Here is a 1,057-nt window from a genome sequence, read left to right on the forward strand (position 1 = left end):
GCGGGGCGGCGGGTGGCCCGCCGCCCCGCAGGTCCTCCGGGCGTGGCGGGTCAGGCCGCCGCCGCGTCCGGGGCTGTGGGCTCGGCGCCGGGGAGGGCGCCGAGGTCGTGGAGGATCGCTCGGGCGGCGCGGCGGCCGGAGACGAGAGCGCCCTGCACGGTGCTTGAGTCGCGGTGGTCCCCGCATACGTACAGGCCGGACAGCAGCCGGACCGGGCGCCGCAGGTCGTGCGGGGCGGGCATGGCGGGGACCGCGTACGGGTCGTGGTGGGCGGCCAGCAGGTCCCAGCCGACGGTGGAGGTGCCGTAGACCGCGGCGAGTTGGGCCCGGGCGGCCCGGTCGAGTTCGGCGGTCGGCAGGGCAGCGGCGGCGCCGAGGACCGTGGAGGTGATCAGGACCCGGCCGGGCGGGGTGCGCGACGGGTCGACCTCGCTGGCGACGGCGGTGTGGGCGACCGGGCCGTGGTCCCCGGCGGTGAGCACCAGCGCGGGCTCGCGCAGCGGCGGGTGGTCCGCGGTGTGGTGCAACACGGTGACCGGGTGGAAGGACGGCAGCCGCAGCCCGGGGAGGAGGTCGGCCGCGGCGCGGGCGCCGGTGGCCACCAGGATCGAGCGGCAGGCGATCTCGCCGTGTTCGGCGGTGGCCACGGCGGTCGTGGAGGCCGTCACGGCGCGTATGCCGGTGCGTACCGTCCCCGGCGGCAGGGCCGCGGCCAGCAGTTCGGGGACGGCCGAGGCGCCGCCCGCGGGCAGGCACAGGCGGCCTCGCGCGTAGCCGCGCAGCACCAGGTCGGCGCAGCGGCTCGAGGTGGTCAACTCGGGGTCGCTGAGCAGCGAGACGAGCAGCGGGCGCAGAAAGCCCTCGACGGTACGGGCCGGCAGCCCGCGCCCGGCCAGGGTGTCGGCGACGGGCCGGTCCGGGCGGGTGAGGAGGCGGTCGGCGGGCAGGGCGGCGAGCCGGCCGAGGGCGGCGCCGAGCCGGGCCTGGTCGAGCGCGCCGCCGAGGGGCGCACGGGCGGCGTTCGCGAGGGCGCGTGCGGTGGTCAGTGCGCCCCTCG

General features: G+C 79.6%; 1 protein-coding gene. It reads right to left on the bottom strand.

Annotated elements, in window-relative coordinates; translation table 11 throughout:
- Positions 1 to 50: 50 nt before the first annotated feature.
- Positions 51 to 1,057 (bottom strand): FAD-dependent oxidoreductase (locus CCN51_RS51005; protein ID WP_086861215.1); only part of this gene is annotated, 1,007 nt, incomplete at its 5' end.

It is taken from the genome of Streptomyces milbemycinicus, from assembly GCF_002154605.1.
Taxonomy (GTDB): domain Bacteria; phylum Actinomycetota; class Actinomycetes; order Streptomycetales; family Streptomycetaceae; genus Streptomyces; species Streptomyces milbemycinicus.